This is a genomic window from Rhizobium fabae (assembly GCF_003985135.1).
Lineage (GTDB): Bacteria > Pseudomonadota > Alphaproteobacteria > Rhizobiales > Rhizobiaceae > Rhizobium > Rhizobium pisi.
In genome coordinates, this window is the sequence record NZ_ML133662.1 from 58,978 (window position 1) to 75,214 (window position 16,237).

Here is a 16,237-nt window from a genome sequence, read left to right on the forward strand (position 1 = left end):
GAAGCATGTCTCGCAAAAGCGTGCAGCGGTTTTGCCAGGCAAAGCGTGAAACGCTTTTGCCGAGACATGCTAGAAAATAAAGACCTAAAGCGCGGCACGCTGATCTGAAAGATCGCGACGCGCGTTAGACGAAGAGCGCGAACATAACCCAATAAATCATTGCCGCAAGCGCTCCCGAAACAGGCACGGTGACGATCCAGGCGGCGACGATCGTCATGAAATGCGAGCGGCGCACGAGATAGCGCCGCCGCGTCTCGTGGATATTCGGATCTTCCGGCTCGTCGATATCGAAGCTCTCCGCCTTGCGCCTGATATAGGCGATGCGACGCTTCGAATGGCGGGTGTACCATTCGCGGAAGAAGCCGACGCCGAAGACGGAGCCGACAGCGATATGGGTGGTGCTGACCGGCAGGCCGAACCAGGAGGCGACGATGACGGTGAAAGCGGTCGACAGCGCGACGCAATAGGCCCGCATCGGATTGAGTTTGGTGATTTCCTCGCCGACGAGGCGAATGAGGCGGGGGCCGAAGAGCAGCAGGCCGACGGAGATGCCGAAGGCGCCGATCAGCATCACCCAGAGCGGCGGATGCCCGGCGCCGTCGCCACCGACGATGCCGACTGAATGCACGATTGCCGAAAGCGGCCCGACGGCGTTCGAAACGTCGTTTGCGCCATGCGCGAAGGAAAGCAGTGCCGCGGAACCGATCAGCGGCAGCCGGAATAATACGCGCAGCGAGCTGTTGCGGTTTTCGAGATCGCCCGCCTGCCTGAGGATGAGCGGCCGGGCGGAGAGCCAGCTTACCAGGCCGATGCCGATCCCGATGAGGATGATCGTGAAAGAGGGAAACCGGCCGTGGGGCGTCAACTGCAGCACCATATAGGCCATGAAGCCGCCGGCCATCATCGCGACCAGCACCGGCACCCAGTGCCGCGCCGCTGCGATCTTGTCGTCACGATAGACGATGAGGGTCTTGACGAGATAGAGCAGGCCGGCTGCGATCAGCCCGCCGATCAGCGGCGACGTGATCCAGCTCGCGGTGATTTCCAGCATCACCCGCCAATTCACCGGCTCCGGCCCGACGGCGCCGATGCCGGCGCCGATTACCGCGCCGACGATCGCATGGGTGGTGGAAACCGGCGCGTTCATCCATGTGGCGAGGTTGATCCAGAGGGCTGCCGCCATCAAAGCCGCCATCATGATCCAGCCGAGTGCTGCCTGCGGCACTTCGACGGTATTGACGATGTCAGAGGAAATCGTCTTGACCACCTCACCGCCGGCGATCGTGGCGCCAAGGATTTCGAAAATCGCAGCGATGACCAGTGCCTGGCCCATCGTCATGGCGCGCGCGCCGACGGCCGCGCCCACGTTGTTGGTCACATCATTGGCGCCGATATTCATCGCCATGTAGCCGGCAAGCGCTGCCGCCGCCACGACGAGCACGGCTCCCGGTCGATCAAACACATAGACGCCGGCAAACAGCATGGCCAGACCGAGAAAAATCAACCCGAGACCGGGCGCTACCAGTTGTCGCAAGACATGTTTGGCAGCGTCCTCGGCACGAGTGAGCTTCTCGAGATCTTTGTCGAGCGTGCGTTTCGTGAGGACTGCGGGACGTGGCGGCATTCTTTATCCCAGGGAATGGTTCTGCTTCTACGCTGCTTTTCTAGCAGTGCAAGATGGCAGGATTCATTTCGCTGAAATTTGCTTTGCCGCCGGAATTTGCTTCACCGCTTTGACCGCAAGCTTGTCGGTCATCTTTTGCTTGAAGGCAAGGAAAAGGCGACGGAGTTCCGGTTCGTGCACGCGGCCCGCTGCTTCGTCGAACGAGACCCATTCGATGGTACGTTCGCCCTTTTCCTTGAAGTTTTTCGCCATGTCGGTGACTTCGAGCGCATAGACCTGCACCTTGCAGATCACCTGCACTCCGTCGCGCAACATTTTCGGATAGGTGTAGGCGCCGAGCGTTTCCGTCTCGACCGTGCCGCGGACGCCGGCTTCTTCAAGGGCTTCCTGCGCGGCGACCTCGTGGGCGCACTTCCCGTTCATCGGCCAGCCCTTGGGAATGACCCATCGACCGGTGTCGCGGCTCGTCAGCAGGAGAACCTCGACGTCACCGCTCTTTTTCTTCACCCGGTAACAGATCGCACCATATTGCTGTCGCGGCGGACGCCGGAACATCAGTTGCACGTCGGAAGCCAGTCGGGCGAGAAGAGTCAATTGTCGGGTCACCTTTAGCAGTTGTTAGGAATCACTTATATACGTGTATCATAGAAAGCTTACACAATCCAAAGCCGCAGACACTCCGAAACGCGATTTGATCGCTGTTTCATAGGAAAAATCGAGCTGGGGCAGGCTCATAAAATCGCCGCACCCTGTCCCGAATGCGTCATGTTGCACAGCTGTACAATATGGCGTGATGTTGCCTTTGGATCAATGGCAAGATCATAGTGATCCACTATGATTTTGTGAATGTGGTCATCATGCGCCTTCCACCGCTCAACGCCGTCCGCGCCTTTGAGGCCGTCTGCCGTCACGGCAGTATTCTGAAGGCCGCCGAAGAGCTGAGCGTGGTGCGCGGCGCCGTCCGCCAGCAGATTTCCACGCTGGAGAATCACTTCGGCTTCAAGCTCTTCACGCGTGGCGGCCGCAGGCTCGTCCCGACCTTGCAGGCCAGTGCTTTTGCCGAGGCTGCGAGTGCGGCTTTCGATATCCTCCAGCGTGCCGCTTCCGAGCTCGAAGGTGTTGCGCCGGGCCGCATCCGTCTCGGCGTGCCTTCCGCCTTCGCGGTCTGGTGGCTGATGCCGCGTGTCGCCAATATGCAGGCCAGTCTCGGCGACATAGCGGTCGATATCGTGCCGATGACCGTGGTCGAACCGTTGCAGATGCACCCGGAATTGGACGCTGTAATCATGGGTGGAGAATACCGGCCGGCCGCAGGGATTACCGCGCTGCGGTTCATGGAGGACGAGTTCGGCCCGGTCGCGACGCCGGCGCTTGCCAAGCCACTATCCCGGGACCCGGCGGCGATGGCTGCGCTGACGGTGCTCATCAGCCGCAGCGTACCGAAGCTCTGGGACGAATGGTTCGCCGAAAGCAGTACGCCGCCGGTCGCCTTTTCCAGACGGCAGGAATTCGAGGATCTGTTACTGGCGCTGGGGGCTGCCCGCTCCGGGCTTGGCATCGCTCTTGCCCCGCGTGCCTCGATCGAGGACGATCTCGAGCGCGGGCATCTGGTCGCGCCCTACGGTTTCATCTCCCGGCCGTCCGGTTACAGCCTCTGTTGTCGCACGCCGGATGCGAAACGGCCCGCCTTTGCCGCCTTGTCCGGCTGGCTGCTCCGTTCAGGGGCCTCAGTCTGAAAGGGCAGATTTTCTGTTCCTTCGCCAGAATTAGTTCCATATTCGTAGCCCTGCCGCTCCGCTAGAAACCTTGCAAACGTAGGCAACGGGGAAGAGATGATGGAACAGACCGCAACCCGCATCGACTGGATCGGCCGCAGCTGCCGGCTGCTCAAGGCCATAGGGGCAGAATTCGAGCGCACGCGCCCTTTCGAGGGCCTGTCGATCGGTACCGGCATCCATCTGGAACCGAAGACGGTGGCGCTCTTGATGACGCTTCGCACCGGCGGGGCGCGCCTCGTCTGCACCGGCAACCTCAACAGCACCCAGCCTGCAACGGTCGAGTTCCTGCGCGCGCAGGGCATCACGGTCTTTGCGACGCAAACGACCGATCCCGCCGCTCATCATCAGAGCCTTGAAGCGGTTATCGCAGAAAAACCGGATCTGCTGCTCGACAATGGCGGCGATCTCTTCGCCATCGCGGCGGATAAACCCTATGCCAATCTCCTCGGCGGCACCGAGGAGACGACCTCGGGCCGAACGCGCCTGCTGCCGCTGCGCGAGCGGCTGAACATGCCGATCCTCGTCATCAACGACAGCCCGATCAAACAATTCGCAGAAAACAGGCATGCCGTCGGCCAGAGCCTGTTCGAAAGCTATCTGCGTTTCACCAATCGCTCCACCAACGGCAAACGCGTGACGGTCTTCGGCTATGGCGCCTGCGGCAAGGGCACGGCCGCCTGCTTCCGCAATGCCTTTTCGTCGGTCAGAGTCGTCGATATCGATCCGGTGACGACGCTCGAAGCCCATCTCGATGGTTTCGTCACGCCGCTGCGCGACGAGGCGATCCGCTCTGCCGATATCCTCGTCACAGTCACCGGTTTTGCCGGCATCGTGACGGCCGCCGACCTGCCGCTCGTCAAGGACGGTGCGATCCTGATGAATGGCGGCCATTTCCCGCATGAGATCGATGTCGAGGCCTTTCGCCGCCACCCCGATGTCGTCGGCATCGATCGCTACGAGGCCGATCATATCGAGACCTTCCATCTGAGCGACGGCCGCTCCTTCCATGTGCTCGGCGGCGGCCACATGGCCAATCTCGCCGGGCCGCGGCCGCTCGGCAATACCGTCGAATCAATGGATCTCGGCTTCACCCTTCAGGCCCGCTGCCTGGAACGCATCGCCAGAGGCGAGGCCGGTTCCCAATCCTGCGTCGTGCCTGTGCCTAGGGATATCGATGCGATGGTGGCGAACGCCTACCTCGATCTCGCGCGCTAATTCTCTCGCCATTGAGATCAGTCGATCTCGATGACGAGCTTCCCATCTGCCCGCCGGGTTTCGATCAGCCGATGCGCCTCATCGGCATCGGCAATGGTGAAGCGGCGCCTGTCGAGCTTCGGCGCCACCTTGCCGGCTTCGACGAGCTTCGTCATCTCCCGCATGATCTCGCCATGATGGGCGCGTCCCTCGCCAGTCAGAAGCGGCAGCAGCGTGAAGACACCGGAATAGGTGGCTGCCTTGAAGGAGAGTGGCGCCAGCGCGTGGCTTCCCCAGCCAAGACAGCTCACGACATGGCCGAACCGGCTGACGGCCCGGAACGCCGTATCGAGCCCGTGGCCGCCGATCGTATCGTAGACCAGATCGAACCCGCTGCCGCCAGTATGTCTTGCGACATAGCTTTCCACCGTTTCCGCGTCTCGATCGATCGGCGTTGCGCCAAGACCGGCGAGATAGTCGGCCTTTGAGGCGCCGTCGACGACATAGACCCCGGCTCCGGCGGCCTTGGCGATCTGAGCGACGATATGGCCGACACCGCCGCCGCCGAGCACAAGAACCTTCTGGCCGCTCTTGACCCCGGCGCGGTCGACAAGCCCCTCCCAGGCGGTGATCGAGATCAGTGGCAGGGCGGCTGCCTCGCGCATTGACAGATTCTGCGGCTTCGGCGCCAGCAGCGTGGCGTCGACGGCTGCAAATTCGGCAAGCGATCCCTGTACGCCGCCGACCCCGCCGGTCATGCCGTAGACCGCATCGCCGCGGCCGAAGCCGCCGACGCCGGCCCCGATCTCTTCGACGATACCGGCCATATCGATGCCGAGGATGGCCGGAAGCGGATGGCGGGCATGAGCCGCATTACCGGCCCGGATCTTGAGGTCGAGCGGATTGACGCCACTTGCCTTGATGCGCACCAGAACCTGGCCTTCGCCGGGCGTCGGTTTTGCAATATCGGCAAGACGCAATGGCGAATTGGGTGCTTCCGACAGCAACGCTTTCATCGTTGATTGTACAGGCATGGAATTCCTTCGTTCGCAGTGGGGGCGCAGGCACCCGCAAATGGGCCTGGAAGAAAGATGGTGCATTGAGATGCGAATGAAAATGAAAGATAACGACTGAAGTCCATGCATTTTTGTTTGGCGGATACGAGCGATGGAATGGAGCGACCTCAAGCTGTTTCTGGCGATCGCCCGGTTCGGCACGCTGGGGGCTGCAGCCCGCAGTCTCGGCCTGACGCAGCCGACGATGGGCAGGCGGCTGCGTGCCCTTGAAGCCTCTCTCGGCCAGACGCTTTTTCAGCGCACGACGGACGGCTTCGTCCTGACCGACGAAGGCAGTGCCGTGTTCGCCGGCGCTGAACGCATCGAGGAGGAGGCGCTCGCCATGGAGCGCGCCCTTGCCGGCGGCAGCCGTCAGCTCGATGGTTTTCTCAGGCTGTCCTCATCCGATTGGTTCGGCGCGCATGTGCTGTCGCCGGTGCTGGCGGAACTCTCGCAAGTCCATCCGAAGGTGGTGGTCGAATTGTTGACCGACAGCCGGCTTCTCAGCCTGTCGCGACGCGAAGCCGACCTCGTCTTCCGCATCCAGCCCTTCGCGGAAGCGGAGGTCATATCGCGCAAGCTCATCCACATCGAATACGGCCTTTACATCAGACGCGGCGCGCCGCACCCCGAAGCAGGCGACGGCTTGGGCGCCCGTCTCGTCACCATGGACGAGGCTTTCGGCGACATGCCGGATGTCGGCTGGCTGCAGCGCCTGCTGCCGCGGGCCGGCATCGTCATGCGCAGCAACAGCCGCGACGTGCAGGCGGCACTCTGTGCCAATGGAGCCGGGCTCGCCGTCCTGCCGCGGCCGCTCGGCGATTCGCTTGCGGCCATCGAACTGGTCGATCTCGGTGAGCCGCCACCCGGCCGCGACACCTTTGTCGGCTATCACCGTGACATGAAGCGCCTTGCGCGGCTGCGCGCCCTGCTGAATCTCGTCATCGAGAGGCTGGCGCGCTGAACCGGCGCTGCCATCAGCGCTCCCAATAGGGAACGGGGCCATAAAGCTCTGCTAGATAGTCGATGAACAGCCGTACCTTGGCCGGCAAGAACTGCCGGCTGGGGTAGACGGCCGAGAGAGCGACATTGTGCGAGCCCTCATAGGCCGGCAGCACCTGCACCAGCCGGCCGGCCTTGAGCTCTTCGCCGATGTCCCAGGTGGAGCGCAGCGCAATCCCGAGGCCGGCAATCACCGCCTCGCGGATGACTTCACTGGAATTGGTGATCAGCATGCCCTCCGGCCTGAGGCTGAGCATTCCATCCGGTCCATTCAGCCGCCAGGTGTCGTTATTGTGCGCCGGCAGGCATCGATGGTGCTTCAGCTCGTCGATATGCCTGGGCTCGCCATGCGCGGCAAGATAATCCGGCGAGGCGCAGAGCAGCCGGCGCACCGGCGCCAGCCGGCGGGCGACGAGGCTCGAATCGGTCAGCTCGGCGATGCGGATCGCCAGATCGAAGCCGCCTCCGACGATGTCTGAGAATTCGTCCGTCAGCACCAGGTTGATCGCAAGCCCCGGATGCGCCTCCATGAACGCCTTCAGATGCGGCGCGATATGCATGCGCCCGAAGGAGGTCGGCGCCGAGATCTTCAGCGTGCCGTGCATCTGCGCCGAGCGGCCGGAAATATAGAATTCCGCCTCCTCCAAACCGGCAAGAATGCCGAGAACGCGGTCATAGAAACCCTGTCCGGCTTCCGTCAGCGAGATCTGCCGTGTCGTGCGCTGCAGAAGCCGGGTGCCGAGCCGATCCTCCAGCCGCTTGATCCGCTTGGAAACGACGGCCGGGGAAAAGCCGAGCGCGCGCCCTGCCAGCGACATGCTTCCTGTTGCGACGACCTTGGCGAAGATTTCGAGATCACCCAGATTGGTCATGAGGTTTGCGACTTTTTCCCCTTTAGGCATAAGTGCTTAGCATTTGCGCCGCTTTCGGGAAAGTGCTAAGCCGGTTGGCCGCGGCAGGAAGGTTTGCGGGCCAGTTCCCGCTGTCATTTTCCGTCGTCAGGGCCAGGGAGAACGCCATGTCCGACGCCATTTCGTTTCTCGCCCCGCGCGCCGATGTCCTGGTGCGCCGAGCCCAGATCGTTGCCGATCTGACCGACCTCCTGCCGCCGGAATGCCTGGTGCATGAGGCGCGCGAATTGGTGCCGTTCGAGACCGATGCCTTCGTTTCCTATCGTCGCCTGCCGCTTGCCGTCGCTCTTCCACGCACGACAGCAGAGGTTTCGGCGATCATGCGTTATTGCCATCGCTACGGCATCCCCGTCGTGCCGCGCGGCGCCGGCACCTCGCTCTCCGGCGGCGCCATTCCGCAGGAGGATGCCGTCGTGCTCGGCCTGTCGAAGATGAACAGTGTCCTCGAGATCGACCTGCCGAACCGCGTCGCCGTGGTTCAGGCCGGTGTCACCAATCTCAACATTTCCGAGTCCGTTTCCGCAGACGGCTTTTTCTATGCGCCCGATCCGAGTTCTCAGCTCGCCTGCACTATCGGCGGCAATATCGGCATGAATTCCGGCGGCGCCCACTGTCTGAAATACGGCGTCACCACAAACAACCTGCTCGGCGTCAAAATGGTGCTGGTCGACGGCACGGTGATTGAACTCGGCGGCAAGGCGCTGGATGCGGCAGGTTATGACCTGCTCGGCCTAGTCTGTGGCCACGAAGGCCAGCTCGGCATTGTCACCGAGGCAACGGTGCGGCTGATCGCCAAGCCGGAAGGCGCGCGCCCCGTGCTCTTCGGTTTCGAAGCTTCAGAGGAGGCTGGCGCCTGCGTTGCCGATGTCATCGCCGCCGGCATCATTCCCGTTGCGATCGAATTCATGGACAAGCCGGCGATCGAGATCTGCGAGGCCTTCGCCCATGCCGGCTATCCCCTCGATGTCGGCGCGCTGCTGATCGTCGAGGTCGAGGGTTCGGAAGCGGAAATGGACGCCACGCTGAAGGACATTGTCGAGATCGCCCGCCGGCACGGCGTCAAGACCGTGCGCGAATGCCAGTCGGCGACCGAGGCGGCGCTGATCTGGAAGGGCCGCAAATCCGCTTTCGGCGCCACCGGCCGCATCGCCGATTATATCTGCATGGACGGCACCGTGCCGCTCAGCCAGCTTTCCCATGTGCTGAAGCGGACGGCCGAGATCATCGACCATTACGGCCTGCGCGTCGCCAACGTCTTCCACGCCGGCGACGGCAATATGCACCCATTGATCCTCTTCAACGCCAACGATCCGGAGGATGCCGCCCGCGCCGAGGCGGCGGGCAACGATATCCTGAAGCTCTGCGTCGATGCCGGCGGCTGCCTCACCGGCGAACATGGCGTCGGCATCGAGAAACGCGACCTGATGCGGCACCAATATTCCGAGGCTGATCTTGCCCAGCAGATGGCGGTGCGCGCCGCCTTCGATCCCGGCTGGATCCTCAATCCTTCCAAGGTCTTCCCGCTCGAAGGGCGTCCCGCCGTATGATCGATCTGATGCCGACTAGCGAGGAACAGGCAGCGGCGATCGTCCTCGCACATGCGGCGACGAACCGGTCGCTCGCGGTCTGTGGCGGCGATACGCGGTCGGGTTTCGGCAATGCCGTTTCCGCCGAAGACCGGCTGCGATCGACCAGGCTTTCCGGCATTGTCGTCTACAATCCCGGCGAGATGGTCATGACAGCCCGCTCGGGTACGCCGCTTTCCGAGGTCGAGGCGGCGCTGTCCGAAGGTGGCCAGATGCTCGCCTTCGAGCCGATGGACCATCGCCCGGTTATGGGCAGGTCGGGCGAGCCGACAATCGGCGGCGTCTTCGCCGCCAATGTTTCCGGCCCGCGCCGCCTCATTGCGGGCGCTGCTCGCGACAGCCTCCTCGGTGTACGCTTCATCAACGGCAAGGGGGAAGTCATCAAGGCCGGTGGCCGGGTGATGAAGAATGTCACAGGTCTCGATCTCGTCAAGCTGATCGCCGGCTCGTATGGCACACTGGGTTTCCTCACCGAAGTCACCTTCCGCGTGCCGCCGCGCCCGAAGACGGAGTGCACCGTGGTTCTGTCGGGCCTCAACGACGCTGAAGCGGCAAACGCCATGGCGGTGGCGATGGCACTGCCGGTGGAGGTCTCGGGTGCCGCTCATCTGCCGCTGACGGTGACGTGGAAATTCCTCGCCGGCAAATTGCCCGAGGGCGAGGCGACGGTTCTGCGCATCGAGGGCTTGGTCGGCTCGGTCGACGTGCGCGTCGAAAAGCTTGCGGCGGTAATGTCCGCCTTCGCTAAGGTCACGCGGCTGGAACAGCCGGAAAGCCGTAGGCTATGGCAGGAAATCCGCGACGTGCTGCCTTATGCCGACGGCACGACGCGGCCGGTCTGGCGCGTCTCGGTCGCTCCCGGTACCGGCCATCAGCTGGTCGCGGCCCTTCGCCTCGAAGCCGGCGTCGACGCCTTCTACGACTGGCAGGGCGGCCTCGTCTGGATGCGGATGGAGGCCGGCCCCGAAGCGGAACTGGTCCGTCGCTTCATCAAGGCGCTCGGCGGCGGCCATGCGACGCTGATCCGTGCATCGGCTGAGGCGAGGGCGGTCACGTCAGCCTTCCATCCGGAGCCTGAGGCGGTGGCGATGCTGTCGCGTCGGGTGAAGGAGAAATTCGACCCGGCCGGCATATTCAATCCGGGGAAGATGGGGTGAGGGAGAAGATGAAGCTGCGCGCGGATTACCCCCCTCTGTCCTGCCGGACATCTCCCCCACAAGGGGGGAGATTGACAAGAGGTTGGACCATGGCTCCCACGCTGCCGCGTCGGAGTTGCACTGCCCGAGTTGTTTGGGGAAGCCATCTCCCCCATCCGATCTCCCCCCTTGTGGGGATCCGAAGGACGGGTTTAGACCTGTGGCTGGACCCCGGGTCCGGCAGGACAGAGGGGGGTATCCCAAGCACAATCCCCGAAATCCTCCCAATGCGGAGGCTCCGTTAGATGCAAACCAACTTCACCCCGACCCAGCTCCTCGATCCTGATGTCGCCGAATCCGAGCAGATCCTGCGCAAGTGCGTCCACTGCGGTTTCTGCACTGCCACCTGTCCGACCTATGTGACGCTCGGCAACGAGCTCGACAGCCCGCGCGGCCGCATCTATCTCATCAAGGACATGCTGGAAAACGGCCGTGCCGCCGATGCCGAAGTCGTCACCCATATCGACCGCTGTCTCTCCTGCCTTGCCTGCGTCACCACCTGTCCCTCCGGCGTCGACTACATGCATCTGGTCGACCACGCCCGCGCCCATATCGAAAAGACCTACAAGCGGCCCTTCATGAACCGGCTGACGCGCGCCATTCTGGCCGCCGTTCTGCCCTATCCCGGCCGTTTCCGGCTGGCGCTCAATCTCGCTCGTCTCGGTCGGCCCGTCGCAGGCCTGATGCGGGGCTCCGCTTTGAAACCTTTCGCCGCCATGCTGGCGCTGGCGCCGCGGCGCATCCCCGCTGCTTCGGCCTTCGCAAAACCCGGCAGCTATCCGCCTGAGGCGGAGCGGCGCGGCCGGGTCGCCATCTTGACGGGCTGCGCCCAACCGGTGCTCGATCCCGGGATCAACGAGGCCGCGATCCGGCTTCTGACGCGGCTCGGGGTCGAGGTCGTTGTGCCGGAAGGCGAGGTCTGCTGCGGCTCGCTGGTCCATCACATGGGCCGAGCCGAGCAGGCGCTTGCCAGCGCGCGCGCCAATGTCGATATCTGGACGCGCGAGATGGAAGGAGAGGGCCTCGACGCGATCATCATCACTGCCTCGGGCTGCGGCACGACGATCAAGGATTACGGCCATATGCTGCGCCTCGATCCCGCCTATGCCGCCAAGGCCGCGAGAGTCTCGGCGCTCGCCAAGGACGTCACCGAATATCTCGCAACGCTCGACTTGCCGGCGCACATGCCGAAGGGCATCACCGTCGCCTATCATTCCGCCTGTTCCATGCAGCATGGACAGCGTATCACGCTGGCGCCGAAGCAGTTGCTGAAGGCGGCGGGTTTTACGGTGCGCGATCCCGCCGAAGGCCATCTCTGCTGCGGCTCCGCCGGCACTTACAACATCATGCAGCCGGAGATCTCGGCGGCGCTGAAGGCGCGCAAGGTCAAGAACATCGAGGCCACCAAGGCCGATGTCATCGCCACCGGCAATATCGGCTGCATCACACAGATCGCCACCGCCACCGGCATTCCGATCCTGCACACGGTCGAGCTTCTCGATTGGGCCTATGGCGGCGCTGTGCCGGAAAAATTAACAGGTTTGCCGTTAGTCTCAACTTAGCGAAGGCCCGCCGGGCCGGTCTCGGGAGTTTAGGCGATGTGGCGTGGGATGATAGTGCTTGCGGGACTGCTCGGCGCGGCAGGCACGGCTCATGCGGACAGCCATTATTTCTGTTCCGCCGATGACAAGGAAGCACGGTTCACGCTCGAAAGCGGGTTCGAAAGCAATGGCGGCCATCGGCTCAACCATTTCCGCGGCGCGCTGGCCGTCAAGGATGAGAGCCAATCGGCGATCTTCGGAAAACGTGTTTTCGAATCGCGGCATCTGACCAATCACTGGTCGCGCGACGGCGAGCTGCTTCTGGAGGTCTTCGATCCCGGCGGTGACGATACCGGTGGCGTAACGCTGGATCTGGTGGTGGTTGCCGGTGAGCGCGGTAAGGCTGCGGCAAATTTCAGCGGCACCTATTCCCTGACGATCGAAGGAGGCAGCAAACCCTACGCCGTCGAGGGCAAGGTCAGCTGCGGCACGAAATAGCGCCACGACAAGCGGACAATCCCGAAATCGGAATCCGAAAACAACAAAGCGCCGCGCGTCCCATCGGATGCGCGGCGCTCTATTTCTATTATTCTATTACCAGTGGAACGATACGCCGACGTTGACGGCATTCGTGAAGATGTTGGTCTTCAGGTCCATACCGCTGTCGATCGGAACGTCGATGCGCGAATAGGTGCCCTTGTATTCAACGAAGGTTGACCAGCGGTCGGTGACCTTGAAATCGACGCCGGCCTGGGCCTGCAGCGTCACGCCGCCGAATTCATAAGCCCAGGTCTTGCCCTCGGGACGAATCACTTCGACATGCGGAATGTTCACGCCGATACCGGCGCCGAGATAGGGCGTCCAGCGACGGGTCGGATCCTGGAAGCGATAGAGACCGTTGACGGTGAGCAGGTTCAGGCCGTCGGTGAATTCGAAATGCGACCAACCGGTCTTTTCGAGCGTGTCGTCGTCGGCATAGACCTTGTCATGGGTGTAATCGAGCGAGATACCCCAGTTCGGCTTGTTGAAATTCTCGAGCCACCAGGTGACGCGACCGCCGTAATAAGGCGGGCTGCCGAAGGACTTGCCTTCCCAGCCGGCGGTGAAATGCGTGCCGTCCGAGAGATCGACGCCGCTGTGTGGGGCGGTCTGGTAACCGCCGTAAATGGAGAACTGCAGATCTTCCGCCGATGCTGAAGCTGCCGAACAGATCGTGAAAAACGCGATGCCCGCAAGTAGGGAAGCGGAGGAGCGAAGCGCATAGGCCATTGAATACCCCGTATTTCAATTATGTCGACTCTGAGGCAGGTGTGCCAGCTTTCGGCCGTAATGTCTAAGGCTAATAAAAGGCGCGATAAAACACGCGTTAATTTTTTTCTCAGGTGTTGCTCAGCCGCCAAAGAGCGTGCGCAGCACGTCGATGCCTTTGTCTTCGAAGGCAACCTTGCCCTGCTTGTTGCCGGGGCCGATGACGATCACCTTGGTGCCGACAGGCGCGCGGTCGTAAAGATGCGTCACGTCAGCGTTCATCATGCGGATGCAGCCGGAAGACATGTTGAGGCCGATCGTCCAGGGTTGGTTGGTGCCGTGGATGCGGAAGATGGTGTCGCGGCCGCCTTGGTAGAGATACATGGCGCGGGCGCCAAGCGGGTTATCCTCGCCGCCTTCCTGGAAAGCGGGAATGATGTGTCCCTTGGCGGCTTCGCGTCGGCGCATCTCGGACGGCGGCGTCCAGTCCGGCCATTCGGCCTTGCGGCCAATCTTGACGACACCCGACCAGCCGAAGCCGTCGCGGCCGACGCCGATGCCGTAGCGGGTGGCGCGGTTGTTGCCTTCGACGAGGTAGAGATACTTGTTGTTGGTATCGATGATGACGGTGCCGGCCACTTCCGTCGTAACCAGGCGCACTTTCTTGCGCTTGAACTCCGGCTTCACATATTTCGGCATCTGCGCCACACGGACGATCTGCGCCGGGCGCTGTGCGTTGTCAGGAGTGGAGCCGGCGGGTGCGGCAAAGGCGGACGCAGACATCAAGGACAGGACAAGTCCGGCCGCAGCCAGACCTGGCATCAATTTGATCATGGTCGATTCCCCTCAAGCAAAATCCGCTCGAAGCTACATGAACTTCTGCCCGATTCAAGATCGGTGCTGACGGATACAGCATTTTTGGGGGAAGGAGCCGCCTGTTCTTGCGGCTCCCAAAATACAGCGCCGTCGTTACATGACGATGACGCGAGTCCCGACGCTGACGCGGTCGTAGAGATCGACGACATCTTCGTTGCGCAGGCGGATGCAGCCGGAGGAGACTGCGCTGCCGATCGACCAGGGCGCGTTGGTGCCGTGAATACGGTAGAGCGTCGAGCCGAGATACATGGCGCGCGCGCCGAGCGGGTTTTCCGGGCCGCCGTCCATGCGTGCCGGCAGGTAGTGGCCCTTGGCGGCTTCACGGCTGACCATTTCGGACGGCGGTGTCCAGTCCGGCCATTCCGTCTTGCGGGTAATCTTGTGGGCGCCTGCCCACTCGAAGCCCGGCTTGCCGACACCGACGCCGTAGCGCCGCGCCTTGCCGCCTTCCATCACCAGATAGAGGAAGCGGTTGTTGGTATCGATGACGATAGTGCCGGGCTTTTCCTGGGTGTCGTAATCGACGATCTGAGGCAGGAACTGCGGTTCGATCGGATGGCGGATCGACGGGATGCCGGGATTGATCGCCGAAACGGTCTGCGGCGCAACCTGCGGCGCCTGGCGGATGATGCGGCGCTGGAAAAGGCCACGCTGCTGCGTCTGGACGACCGGACGCTGGTAGACGACGGGACGAACCGTGCCGCCGCCGAGCTGGTTGATCCATGGCGCGGTCAGATCGGGGCTGAGCACGACGGGTGGACGGGTGGCGTAGCGATCGTCCGCCATGGCCGTCGTGGAGAAGATGCCGACGAGGGCAGCGGCAAGAACAAGGTGTTTCATCATCGGACGAACTCTCTACAAATGACCGAAAATGTGCTGGCGGAGCATGTCCGCCCCGGGCGGAGATGTTCCGCCCGCAAAGACGCTGCCACCCTATCCGCCAGCGAATGGTAAAGATCGAATCATGAAAAGCCGATCGGTCGAATAAACTTTTCGTCAGGGTTACCGTTCGGTTTGGAAAGACGGTTTGCAAATGGTAAAGCCGGAATCACGACCGGAGAACGAAGCGAACGCCGGGGAATGAAGCGGACATGAGCGCGACGGGCATTATCATCGGCGAGGACGGCAGGAGCCGCTGCCACTGGCACGCCAATCTGCCGGATTATCTCCGCTATCACGATGAGGAATGGGGCCGCCCCGTCATCGACGACATCCGCCTCTTCGAGAAGATCTGCCTCGAGGGCTTCCAGTCGGGCCTCTCCTGGCTGACCATCCTGCGCAAGCGTGAGAACTTCCGCGCCGCCTTCGCCGGCTTCGACTTCGAGAAGGTCGCCCTCTTCGGCGAGGAAGATGTCGCCCGCTGCCTTGCCGATGCCGGCATCATTCGCCATCGCGGCAAGATCGTTTCCACGATCAACAACGCCAAGCGCGCCATCGCGCTCCGGGACGAATTCGGCTCGCTCGCCCATTACTTCTGGCGCTACGAGCCCGGCCACAACGAAAGGCCGGCGATCGTCGACCGCGATCATATCGTCGCCAATCCGACGACCCCGACATCCGTGGTCATTTCGAAAGATCTGAAGAAGCGCGGCTGGACCTTTGTCGGTCCGACTACAGTTTATGCCTTCATGCAGGCGATGGGCCTCGTCAACGATCATCTGGAGGGCTGCTATTGCCGGCCCGAGGTCGAGGCGATGCGCGCCGCCCTGGTTCGTCCATGAAAGATCACTCCGTGAGAACGTTGATTACAGCCGCTGCCCTGCTCCTCCTGACGGCCTCCGCCATGGCGCAGGCGCCGCAGCTCAATCCCGGCGAGAAGCTGGAGAAGTTGCAGTTCCCGGCCGTCACCATGCAGCTGAAGGGCTGGACGAAGTTCGGCAACAGCCACGTCTATACGCTGCCGGTGCACGCTGGACAGCACATGAAGATCAGCTTTGCCACGAAGAGCAAGTTCGCCTTCCTGGCGATCTTCGACCTATCGAAACCGGATGACGAAGCCTTCTTCGGCACGGACGAGGACGGCACGAGCTTCGAGACGACGGTCAAGGAAAATACGACCTGGCTGCTGCGCCCCTATTATTCCAAGGTCTCGCCGCGCCGCGGCCTCGGCGCTCCCTTCAGCATCCTGATCGAGCCGTTGGCCGCCCCGCAGCAGCCGCAAAAGCCGGCCGAGCTGGAGCGGCCGTCGCTCTTTCCGAAGGCGCCCGCCAAGCAGTGAGGCAGGGG

At 62.6% G+C, this 16,237-nt stretch carries 16 protein-coding genes; 9 read left to right on the top strand and 7 right to left on the bottom strand.

The window, feature by feature from the left end:
- Positions 1-124: 124 nt before the first annotated feature.
- Together EFB14_RS29135 and EFB14_RS29140 are read right to left on the bottom strand one after the other, a co-directional pair.
- A complete protein-coding gene (locus tag EFB14_RS29135; protein WP_126830070.1) occupies positions 125-1,624 on the bottom strand; it encodes an inorganic phosphate transporter in 1,500 nt (499 codons plus the stop codon).
- A gap of 63 nt (positions 1,625-1,687) precedes the next feature.
- On the bottom strand, positions 1,688-2,218 hold the full coding sequence (locus EFB14_RS29140) for an NUDIX hydrolase (RefSeq protein WP_126830072.1): 531 nt from the start codon (positions 2,216-2,218) through the stop codon (positions 1,688-1,690).
- 230 nt (positions 2,219-2,448) lie between these two features.
- Between EFB14_RS29140 and EFB14_RS29145 the strand changes: the two genes are divergently transcribed.
- A complete protein-coding gene (locus EFB14_RS29145; protein WP_126830074.1) occupies positions 2,449-3,360 on the top strand; it encodes a LysR substrate-binding domain-containing protein in 912 nt (303 codons plus the stop codon).
- A gap of 99 nt (positions 3,361-3,459) precedes the next feature.
- Positions 3,460-4,617, top strand: coding sequence for an adenosylhomocysteinase (locus EFB14_RS29150; RefSeq protein ID WP_126830148.1), 1,158 nt, complete (start codon positions 3,460-3,462; stop codon positions 4,615-4,617).
- A 17-nt stretch (positions 4,618-4,634) separates the two neighbouring features.
- Here EFB14_RS29150 and EFB14_RS29155 read toward each other — a convergent pair whose 3' ends face one another.
- Positions 4,635-5,630 (bottom strand): zinc-dependent alcohol dehydrogenase family protein, encoded by a 996-nt coding sequence (locus EFB14_RS29155; RefSeq protein ID WP_126830076.1) that lies wholly within the window; start codon positions 5,628-5,630, stop codon positions 4,635-4,637.
- A gap of 133 nt (positions 5,631-5,763) precedes the next feature.
- Here EFB14_RS29155 and EFB14_RS29160 point away from each other — a divergent pair, with 133 nt between their 5' ends.
- Complete coding sequence (locus EFB14_RS29160) at positions 5,764-6,615, top strand: LysR family transcriptional regulator (RefSeq protein ID WP_126830078.1); 852 nt, start codon at positions 5,764-5,766, stop codon at positions 6,613-6,615.
- A gap of 13 nt (positions 6,616-6,628) precedes the next feature.
- Here the strand turns inward: EFB14_RS29160 and EFB14_RS29165 are convergent, their stop codons facing one another.
- Complete coding sequence (locus tag EFB14_RS29165) at positions 6,629-7,525, bottom strand: LysR family transcriptional regulator (RefSeq protein ID WP_126830080.1); 897 nt, start codon at positions 7,523-7,525, stop codon at positions 6,629-6,631.
- Positions 7,526-7,671: 146 nt separating this feature from the next.
- Between EFB14_RS29165 and EFB14_RS29170 the strand changes: the two genes are divergently transcribed.
- The 4 genes from EFB14_RS29170 (at position 7,672) to EFB14_RS29190 (ending at position 12,385) form a co-directional block, all read left to right on the top strand.
- A complete protein-coding gene (locus tag EFB14_RS29170; RefSeq protein WP_125843859.1) occupies positions 7,672-9,111 on the top strand; it encodes an FAD-linked oxidase C-terminal domain-containing protein in 1,440 nt (479 codons plus the stop codon).
- Entirely contained in the window at positions 9,108-10,307 is a 1,200-nt protein-coding gene (locus EFB14_RS29175) for an FAD-binding protein (RefSeq protein WP_126830082.1), read from the top strand. Before EFB14_RS29170 ends, EFB14_RS29175 begins: the two co-directional genes overlap by 4 nt.
- Before the next feature lie 284 nt (positions 10,308-10,591).
- A complete protein-coding gene (glcF, locus tag EFB14_RS29185; RefSeq protein ID WP_126830084.1) occupies positions 10,592-11,908 on the top strand; it encodes a glycolate oxidase subunit GlcF in 1,317 nt (438 codons plus the stop codon).
- A gap of 36 nt (positions 11,909-11,944) precedes the next feature.
- Complete coding sequence (locus EFB14_RS29190) at positions 11,945-12,385, top strand: hypothetical protein (protein ID WP_125843862.1); 441 nt, start codon at positions 11,945-11,947, stop codon at positions 12,383-12,385.
- 96 nt (positions 12,386-12,481) lie between these two features.
- On the opposite strand, the gene EFB14_RS29195 is transcribed toward EFB14_RS29190, so the two are convergent.
- The 3 genes from EFB14_RS29195 to EFB14_RS29205 form a co-directional block, all read right to left on the bottom strand.
- On the bottom strand, positions 12,482-13,156 hold the full coding sequence (locus EFB14_RS29195) for an outer membrane protein (RefSeq protein WP_125843863.1): 675 nt from the start codon (positions 13,154-13,156) through the stop codon (positions 12,482-12,484).
- A gap of 120 nt (positions 13,157-13,276) precedes the next feature.
- Entirely contained in the window at positions 13,277-13,969 is a 693-nt protein-coding gene (locus EFB14_RS29200) for a L,D-transpeptidase (RefSeq protein WP_125843864.1), read from the bottom strand.
- A 135-nt stretch (positions 13,970-14,104) separates the two neighbouring features.
- Positions 14,105-14,854, bottom strand: a complete 750-nt coding sequence (locus EFB14_RS29205) for a L,D-transpeptidase (RefSeq protein WP_125843865.1) — start codon at positions 14,852-14,854, stop codon at positions 14,105-14,107.
- A 248-nt stretch (positions 14,855-15,102) separates the two neighbouring features.
- Between EFB14_RS29205 and EFB14_RS29210 the strand changes: the two genes are divergently transcribed.
- Positions 15,103-15,732 carry a DNA-3-methyladenine glycosylase I gene (locus tag EFB14_RS29210; protein WP_126830086.1) on the top strand — a complete coding sequence of 210 codons (630 nt, stop codon included), beginning with the start codon at positions 15,103-15,105 and terminating at the stop codon, positions 15,730-15,732.
- Complete coding sequence (locus tag EFB14_RS29215) at positions 15,729-16,229, top strand: hypothetical protein (RefSeq protein ID WP_125843867.1); 501 nt, start codon at positions 15,729-15,731, stop codon at positions 16,227-16,229. Before EFB14_RS29210 ends, EFB14_RS29215 begins: the two co-directional genes overlap by 4 nt.
- The last annotated feature ends 8 nt before the right edge of the window (positions 16,230-16,237 follow it).

What these genes read in the sequence shown, in the direction of transcription:
- EFB14_RS29215 (WP_125843867.1), top strand. Translation starts at nt 15,729, where the DNA reads ATGAAAGATCACTCCGTGAGAACGTTGATTACAGCCGCTGCCCTGCTC.
- EFB14_RS29190 (WP_125843862.1), top strand. Translation starts at nt 11,945, where the DNA reads ATGTGGCGTGGGATGATAGTGCTTGCGGGACTGCTCGGCGCGGCAGGC.
- EFB14_RS29195 (WP_125843863.1), bottom strand. Translation starts at nt 13,156, where the DNA reads ATGGCCTATGCGCTTCGCTCCTCCGCTTCCCTACTTGCGGGCATCGCG.
- EFB14_RS29150 (WP_126830148.1), top strand. Translation starts at nt 3,460, where the DNA reads ATGGAACAGACCGCAACCCGCATCGACTGGATCGGCCGCAGCTGCCGG.
- EFB14_RS29205 (WP_125843865.1), bottom strand. Translation starts at nt 14,854, where the DNA reads ATGATGAAACACCTTGTTCTTGCCGCTGCCCTCGTCGGCATCTTCTCC.
- EFB14_RS29170 (WP_125843859.1), top strand. Translation starts at nt 7,672, where the DNA reads ATGTCCGACGCCATTTCGTTTCTCGCCCCGCGCGCCGATGTCCTGGTG.
- EFB14_RS29135 (WP_126830070.1), bottom strand. Translation starts at nt 1,624, where the DNA reads ATGCCGCCACGTCCCGCAGTCCTCACGAAACGCACGCTCGACAAAGAT.
- EFB14_RS29165 (WP_126830080.1), bottom strand. Translation starts at nt 7,525, where the DNA reads ATGACCAATCTGGGTGATCTCGAAATCTTCGCCAAGGTCGTCGCAACA.
- EFB14_RS29200 (WP_125843864.1), bottom strand. Translation starts at nt 13,969, where the DNA reads ATGATCAAATTGATGCCAGGTCTGGCTGCGGCCGGACTTGTCCTGTCC.
- EFB14_RS29210 (WP_126830086.1), top strand. Translation starts at nt 15,103, where the DNA reads ATGAGCGCGACGGGCATTATCATCGGCGAGGACGGCAGGAGCCGCTGC.
- EFB14_RS29175 (WP_126830082.1), top strand. Translation starts at nt 9,108, where the DNA reads ATGATCGATCTGATGCCGACTAGCGAGGAACAGGCAGCGGCGATCGTC.
- glcF (WP_126830084.1), top strand. Translation starts at nt 10,592, where the DNA reads ATGCAAACCAACTTCACCCCGACCCAGCTCCTCGATCCTGATGTCGCC.
- EFB14_RS29155 (WP_126830076.1), bottom strand. Translation starts at nt 5,630, where the DNA reads ATGCCTGTACAATCAACGATGAAAGCGTTGCTGTCGGAAGCACCCAAT.
- EFB14_RS29160 (WP_126830078.1), top strand. Translation starts at nt 5,764, where the DNA reads ATGGAATGGAGCGACCTCAAGCTGTTTCTGGCGATCGCCCGGTTCGGC.